This window comes from Salinimicrobium xinjiangense DSM 19287, from assembly GCF_000423585.1.
Classification (GTDB): Bacteria; Bacteroidota; Bacteroidia; order Flavobacteriales; family Flavobacteriaceae; genus Salinimicrobium; species Salinimicrobium xinjiangense.
Genome location: NZ_AUIG01000021.1, coordinates 88045 through 95138, shown reverse-complemented (window position 1 = coordinate 95138; position 7094 = coordinate 88045). Strand labels below are relative to the sequence as shown.

6 protein-coding genes are annotated in these 7094 nt (G+C 41.2%); 4 read left to right on the top strand and 2 right to left on the bottom strand.

Translation table 11 applies throughout. The annotated features are described in order from the left end of the window. Nucleotides 1-250, bottom strand: a 250-nt coding sequence (locus G564_RS0108955; protein ID WP_029037370.1) for a hypothetical protein, incomplete at its 3' end; no start/stop codon positions are given. A gap of 152 nt (nt 251-402) precedes the next feature. Continuing rightward, entirely contained in the window at nt 403-2175 is a 1773-nt protein-coding gene (locus G564_RS0108950) for a M61 family metallopeptidase (protein ID WP_029037369.1), read from the bottom strand. Nucleotides 2176-2481: 306 nt separating this feature from the next. Between G564_RS0108950 and G564_RS0108940 the strand changes: the two genes are divergently transcribed. The 4 genes from G564_RS0108940 to G564_RS0108925 are packed head-to-tail and all read left to right on the top strand — an operon-like array spanning nt 2482 to nt 7087. Beyond that, nucleotides 2482-4797: a putative monovalent cation/H+ antiporter subunit A gene (locus G564_RS0108940; protein ID WP_029037368.1), complete on the top strand. Its 2316-nt coding sequence runs from the start codon at nt 2482-2484 to the stop codon at nt 4795-4797. A gap of 15 nt (nt 4798-4812) precedes the next feature. Continuing rightward, nucleotides 4813-5226 (top strand): Na+/H+ antiporter subunit B, encoded by a 414-nt coding sequence (locus G564_RS0108935; RefSeq protein ID WP_029037367.1) that lies wholly within the window; start codon nt 4813-4815, stop codon nt 5224-5226. 2 nt (nt 5227-5228) lie between these two features. After that, nucleotides 5229-5582 (top strand): Na+/H+ antiporter subunit C, encoded by a 354-nt coding sequence (locus G564_RS0108930; RefSeq protein WP_029037366.1) that lies wholly within the window; start codon nt 5229-5231, stop codon nt 5580-5582. Beyond that, nucleotides 5579-7087 carry a proton-conducting transporter transmembrane domain-containing protein gene (locus G564_RS0108925; RefSeq protein ID WP_029037365.1) on the top strand — a complete coding sequence of 503 codons (1509 nt, stop codon included), beginning with the start codon at nt 5579-5581 and terminating at the stop codon, nt 7085-7087. The genes G564_RS0108930 and G564_RS0108925 overlap by 4 nt, the downstream gene beginning before the upstream one ends. The last annotated feature ends 7 nt before the right edge of the window (nt 7088-7094 follow it).

Below are 7094 nucleotides of genomic sequence, written 5' to 3'. Positions count from 1 at the left end.
AATCACTCCAGCCAAAACCTTCCTTTAAAGACATCATCCCCACCAAAGTCTTCACTGAGGCATTGGGACGACCGGTAGAGGAAAAAAGAACAGCAAATTTTTCTTCATCAATCCTGGAAACAAAGTATTTATAAAAAATATTGTACCAGGCCTTTGGATCGTTTAGCTTCTTATCTTTCTTGTCATCAAGCAATTGGCCAAAACCAGAGAAGAGATCTGATTGAGAAGAATCCTGAGTTTTTCTAAACATGATAGTACATTGGAAAGTGGTTTAAAGATAATCCATTCTTAGAATTAATTGAAGTAAATTTGTTTTTAGAGTGGACTCAACCTTGAACCTTGAACTTTGAGCCTTGAACCTTGAAACCTTAAACTTTAAACCTTGAACCTTGGACCAGGAACTTATTTGGCAGACAACCACTGCTCCCTTGCCATTACAGCTTTCTTTGTGGCATTGGAATCTATTGATATTTTATAGGAAGGATCTTCTTGTAACTCTACTGTTTTTTGTAATGTTTCGCCGAACCTCTCTATTTCAATTTTCAAGACCTCCTTTGGATCATATTTTTCGAATTCATCTTCCCAGGCAGTATCAGAGTCTAAGGTAATTCCATTTACAGATATTATCCGGTCACCTTGGGACAAACCTGCAACATAGGCCGGCGAATCTTTTTGAGGATTGCTGCTAATATAAAAGCTGTCTGCATCTTGTGTGACTGAGGCGCCAAAAAATGCATTTTTGGATCCTCTTTCCAATTTTAGTCCGACAGATTTAAACAGATCAGCAAAATCGGGCATTTTGCTGTCGTAGATATAGTTATCGAAATAATCTGCGGCAAATTCTTGTCCGGCGTAATTGGCTAAAGTGTTCTCAAGATCTTCCAGGCTGTAAGGTATTTCAGTTTTTCCATATTTTTCCCAAACCAGTTTCATAAATTCGTCCAGATTTTGCCCTTTTTGACGCAGCTGTAGATCAAGAGCCAGACCCAACATACTTCCGTAGGAATAGTAGGAAATAAAAGTGTTCTCCCGGTTCACTGGATCAACAGAAGTTGCAGCATCAACAAAAGGAGCCTGGTAACTCATCTCCACCGGATTATAAAATTCCCTGCCGGGGGAATTCCATACATAGTTGAAAGTGCCGTTGAGGCTGTTGACATAATCTAGAGGAGTCGTCACTCCGCCGCGAACCAGTGTAAGGGGAGTATAGTAACTCGTAAAACCTTCAGCAAACCAGAGCAGACCACTCATATTAGCTTCGGTGAAATCGAATGGCTCCAGATCCTCAGGCCTTATCCTCTCCACATTCCAGGCATGGAAAAATTCATGGGCTACAGTTCCTATATTTCTCTCCATTCCTCCTTCAGACAAAGTTCTGGGGCTGGTAAGGATTGTGCTGTTACGGTGCTCCATTCCGTCTCCTGAAGCATGTGGGATATAGCATGCAAGAAAGGTGTATTCTCCAAAATCAAATTGCGGTAACTCGCCAAAAATGGCTTTTTGTTGCTTCACTATTTTCTGCACCTTATTAAAATATTCATTAAATTCTTCAGTGGAAGCAGGGCCATGCAGCACGAATTTTATGGTTTGCCCGTCGAGCTCAAAGTCCCGCAACTTATGATCACTTATCTCTGTAGGGCTGTCCATGAAATACTGAAGGTTCCGGGCTGCAAATTTATTTGCTCCCAATTTCTCCAGTTGAGTGGCTATTTTCCATTCTGGAAAATGTTCGGTGTTAAACGTTACTTCTACCGGTCTCGTTTCATGAGTTTCAGCATACATAAAAGTAGCCGGAATATTCAGGTGGGCATGGGTTTGATCGATTTGAGAATAAGTGCCGTCTGCCCGGTTTGCGAATAGGTTGTACTCCAGGTTTATAGTGCCGTCGTGGCCCTTAATCTCCCAGGAATATGGATCTGGTCTGGTGACTTTCAAGTTTTCTCCCTGGGAATTGCTCGCCTTCACTCCATAAACATTTTTAGCAAATTCGTGTAGGGCATAACGTCCCGGGGATGTACGGCTCATTCTAACAATAAGAGGCTCCTGCTCAAGAGAAGGGAAGTTAACTGTGATTTTTGCTTCATGCTGTTCTGCATTCTCAAAAGATATGGTGTAGGTATTGGTCTGTGCAAAACAAACTGAAGAGAATAATAGAAAAATGATAATGGGTCGCATAATTTTTTTTATGACCGGTAAATTATAAAAAAACCCGGATTCATGGCTGCTACAGCTACTTCTTTTGAACCTTCGTCTACTTTCGGCAGGAGCAGGTGCTTTTAATTTATTGATAACCAGTTATTCTGATTTTCTGCTGCTGAAGCTCTTTTTTCTGCTGCTCCAAAAACCGGATTTTTGATATACTTTTCCAATTTTATTATTTATTTATTCATTGGAATTTTCAATTATTAAAAGCCATGAGCGGGTTTAAAACCTCACTTTTTCCTGCTATATTTGTTATTCTAGGAATTTTGAACGTTCACTATGCTAACAGCAATACTTTTAGGTTTCATCTTTTCTCTTTTTCTTGTTTTTGCGGGAAAATTTATAAAAGGTAGACTTGCTGTACTTTCTGCTCTCGTTCCTCTTTCACTATTCATTTATTTTCTCTCATTCATTCCTCAAATTTCCAGTGGGGAAGTAATAAGACAGAACTATGAATGGGTACCTTCCTTTGGGCTTAATTTAAATTTCACGCTTGACGGGCTTTCCCTTTTATTCTCTTTGTTGATCACAGGGATTGGATTCCTTGTCTTTGCCTATACCGCCTCATATTTAAAGGGCCATGATTACCTGGACAGGTTCTATGGCTATCTGGGCATGTTTATGGGAGCTATGCTGGGGCTGGTGCTGAGTGATAATCTGCTCTCCATGTTTATTTTTTGGGAGCTTACGAGTATAAGTTCTTTTTTTCTTATTGGATTTAATAATACCAGCGAGGATTCCCGTAAATCGGCTATTCTTGCACTAGCCATAACAGGATCTGGCGGATTTTTGTTGTTGGCAGGAGCGCTCCTCCTTGGAAGTGTTGCCGGAACCTACAGTATTACTGAAATGATTGGGCAAAGCGACATGATCATCCAGAGTGATTCTTATATCTGGATCCTTATCCTGTTTTTTGGTGCGGCCTTTACGAAATCAGCTCAGTTTCCTTTTCACTTCTGGCTTCCGGGGGCTATGAAAGCTCCTACACCTGTGTCTACTTACCTGCACTCGGCTACTATGGTGAAAGCCGGTATATACCTTTTACTGCGATTTACACCTGTACTGGGAGGAGAGGATGTATGGAATACGACATTGATTACTGTTGGGGGGATCACTATGTTCTATGCAGCGGTCCATACTTTATTCCGGACAGATCTTAAGGGGGTATTGGCTTATTCCACAATTTCAATCTTAGGGCTGTTGGTTTTCCTCATTGGTTTAGGTACTCAATACGCCCTTACTGCTGCCGCAGTTTATATTGTGGTACACGCTTTATATAAAGCTACGCTGTTTCTTATTACCGGGATCATTGATCATGAAACAGGTAGTCGTGACGTTACCAGTCTAGCCGGTTTGAGAAAGGTAATGATGCCTGTGGCAATCGCAGGTTTTTTAGCGGCACTTTCGAGCGCGGGAATGCCCCCTTTCGTAGGATTTATAGGAAAAGACCTGGTTTATGAGTCTACTCTGGACATGGGTTCCTGGTCTTTATTTCTTACAGTTCTTGCCATAGCAACGAATATCCTCATTCTTTACGCAGGATTCGTCGCAGGAATCAAACCTTTTACAGGAAAACTTCCGGAAAAATTTTCTAAAGTACACCTGCCAAATTTCCTCATGTGGGTGCCGCCATTGATCCTGGCAGTACTGGGAATCATCATAGGGATCTTCCCGGGGATTATAAATGACAGCCTGATTGCTCCGGTTGTTGATTCCGTCGGAAGGGAAGGCGGTGAGGTAAAATTAAAATTGTGGCACGGCTTCAATCTGGTGTTGGGTCTTAGTGCCGTGACTTTGGCAGTGGGAGCTCTGCTTTATTTCTTTTTCAAACCTTCAGCAAAGAAAGAGAAAGATATTAGCAAATTGGATTTTATAGCACCTAAGTCTCTTATTCTTGATTTTGGTGATGGCTTTAAAACCTTTTCGGCAAAATGGACTTACATCCTTCAAAACGGATTCCTAAGAAATTATGTAACCACTATAGTATTGGTGTTGGTAGGCATGGTAGGATATTCATTTTTTATTGGAGGAAACGGATTTGTCCTTAATTCAGATTCCTTTTCTGAAATTACTTTTTACGAAGTGGTCATTATGATAGTGATGTTCGTAGCGGTAGCTTTTGTAGTCGCTTCTAAATCCCGTCTTGGAGCCGTAGTAGGAATGGGGATAGTAGGTTATGCTATTTGTTTGCTGTTTGTGATCTACAGTGCCCCCGATCTTGCAATGACCCAGTTCTCTATAGATACTCTAACTGTTATCCTGTTCGTCCTGGTCCTTTCGGGATTACCAAAATATCTGGACATCGTCGATTATAAGGCCAGGATCAGAGATGGAATTGTTGCCTCATCACTGGGGATCGTTATATTCTTAATTTCTCTTGCCGTACTTAATGAGCCGGTAGACAAGGAAGTAAGTGAATTCTATGCCGATAACGCATATGTCCTGGCTAAAGGAAAGAATGTTGTAAACGTGATCCTGGTAGACTTTAGGGGAGCAGATACATTTATGGAAATTGCTGTTTTAACTATCGCTGCACTTGGAGTATTTAGTTTGCTGAAGTTGCGTCTTGACAAAAGCGAGAATCCAAAAAAATAAATTAAAAGAACCACCATGAAAACTCTTATTTTAAGAACTGCTTCAAAGTATATGCTGCCCTTGTTGCTGGTTTTTTCTGTATTTATTTTACTTCGGGGACATTATTTGCCCGGGGGAGGTTTTGTTGGAGGTTTAATGGCAGCCATTGCATTTGTTTTACATGCCTTTGCTAACGGACTTGAAAATACGAAAGGACTTTTAAGGATAGATCCGGCAATATTAATGCCCATAGGTTTGGCCTTGGCTTTGTTGAGCGGGATCGCTCCTGTACTGGCTGTGGATTTACCTTTTATGTCCGGTCTCTGGTGGCCCGATCCGGTGCCAATAGTGGGAAATTTAGGATCTGCCCTCTTTTTTGACATCGGTGTTTATTTTGTAGTGATAGGAGTTACACTTACAATTATTTTTTCAATTTCAGAATCAGCTTAGCTATGGAAGTCTTACTGGCAACTATGATAGGAACTTTATATGCGGCGGGCATTTACCTGATGTTAAAACGCAGTTTGGTGAAATTGATCATTGGAGTGATCCTGCTTGGGAATGGGGCCAATCTGCTTATTTTTCTACTGGGACGTATAGCCAAGGGTAGTCCTCCTGTTATTCCTGACAATTCGAAGATATTTTTAGAAGCCTATACAGATCCACTTCCGCAGGCCCTTATACTTACAGCTATCGTTATTAGTTTTGGATTACAGGCCTTTGCCATTGTTCTTGTTAAAAGGGTTTTCCAGGTCGTAAAGACAGATGATATAGATGAAATGAATACAACAGACGCCCAAGTATGATGCAACAAATAGTAATGTACCCTTTATTGTTTCAGTTGTTTTTGTCTATAGCTCTTATTTTCCTCTGGAAAAAGATCAGCTGGCAAAAAGCGGTTAGTATTATAGGGAGTTTCATAAATCTTGGGCTTTCAATATGGCTTTTTGCTCACGTCTGGGAAAATGGCACCAAAAGTATACAGGCGGGGAATTGGGAAGCTCCCTTCGGAATTAGTTTTGTTGCCGATGCTTTTGCCGCGTCCCTTGTTTTGCTTACGGCAATTGCGGGGTTGGCTGTCTCTATGTTCTCTGCCGGTTCCCTGCGATCTGCACGTCTGAAATTCGGATTTTATCCCGTCTTTCACTTCCTGTTGCTGGGTCTTTGTGGGGCCTTTCTAACGGGTGATGTCTTCAACCTTTATGTCTGGTTTGAGATCATTATCATTTGTTCTTTTGTGCTCTTAACTCTTGGTGGAGAAAGATCTCAGCTGGAGGGAGCAATAAAATATTTTACACTTAATTTCCTGGCATCGGTTATATTTCTTACGGCTATCGCTGTTCTTTATGGGCTAACAGGGAGCCTCAGCATGGCTGACCTCGCGACTAAAGTTGCCGAAATTGAGAACAGGACCCTTGTACAGGTGAATGCCCTTTTATTCCTGGTAGGTTTCGGAATTAAATCGGCTATTTTCCCTTTATACTTTTGGCTTCCGGCTTCATACCATACTCCGCCGCCGGCGGTTTCAGCCATTTTTGGAGGTTTGCTGACGAAAGTGGGGATATATGCACTTATTCGCATGTTTACCCTGGTTTTTGAAATAGACCCTTTTATTCAGAATGTCCTGTTAGGAATAGCATTTCTAACGCTTTTTAGTGGTGCTATCGGCGCACTCGTACAGAATAATGTTATGAAGATATTCTCCTATCTCGTCATTTGTCATATAGGTTATATGATTGCCGGTTTAGGAATGATGACCGAAGTTGCCCTGGCAGGAGCTGTTTTTTATCTGTTCCACGATATTCTTGTAAAGACCAACCTTTTCATGGTTAGCGGGGTAATTAACAGGATTAAAGGTACGGGAGATCTAAAAAAGCTGGGCGATCTTTATGCCGACCGGCCGCTAATGAGCTTCCTTTTTGCCATACCTCTGTTCTCACTGGTGGGAATCCCACCACTATCGGGATTCTGGCCTAAAATTTCTCTCATCTCCGCAGCCTGGGACCTTAATAATTACTGGATCATTGCGGCAATTCTCTTAGGTAGCTTTTTAACGCTGATTATTATCGTAAAGTTATGGTCAGAAGTTTTCTGGAAGACGGGACAAAAACTTCCGGAACAGCAAAATTTTCCGTATTTTAATAAATTAAGGAACTATAAAAAGACCCAGTTGATAGTCCCGATCGTCTTTTTATCCCTCATTACATTGTACATAGGTTTTGGAGCCGAAAGCATTCAAAATCTGTCTGTCAGGATATCCGAAGAACTGCTTAACAAGCAGATATATATTGACGCTGTTTTTAATAAATAATAAGTGA

Coding starts and splice junctions, on each gene's coding strand:
- G564_RS0108950 (WP_029037369.1), bottom strand. CDS start 2,175: ATGCGACCCATTATCATTTTTCTATTATTCTCTTCAGTTTGTTTTGCA.
- G564_RS0108940 (WP_029037368.1), top strand. CDS start 2,482: ATGCTAACAGCAATACTTTTAGGTTTCATCTTTTCTCTTTTTCTTGTT.
- G564_RS0108935 (WP_029037367.1), top strand. CDS start 4,813: ATGAAAACTCTTATTTTAAGAACTGCTTCAAAGTATATGCTGCCCTTG.
- G564_RS0108930 (WP_029037366.1), top strand. CDS start 5,229: ATGGAAGTCTTACTGGCAACTATGATAGGAACTTTATATGCGGCGGGC.
- G564_RS0108925 (WP_029037365.1), top strand. CDS start 5,579: ATGATGCAACAAATAGTAATGTACCCTTTATTGTTTCAGTTGTTTTTG.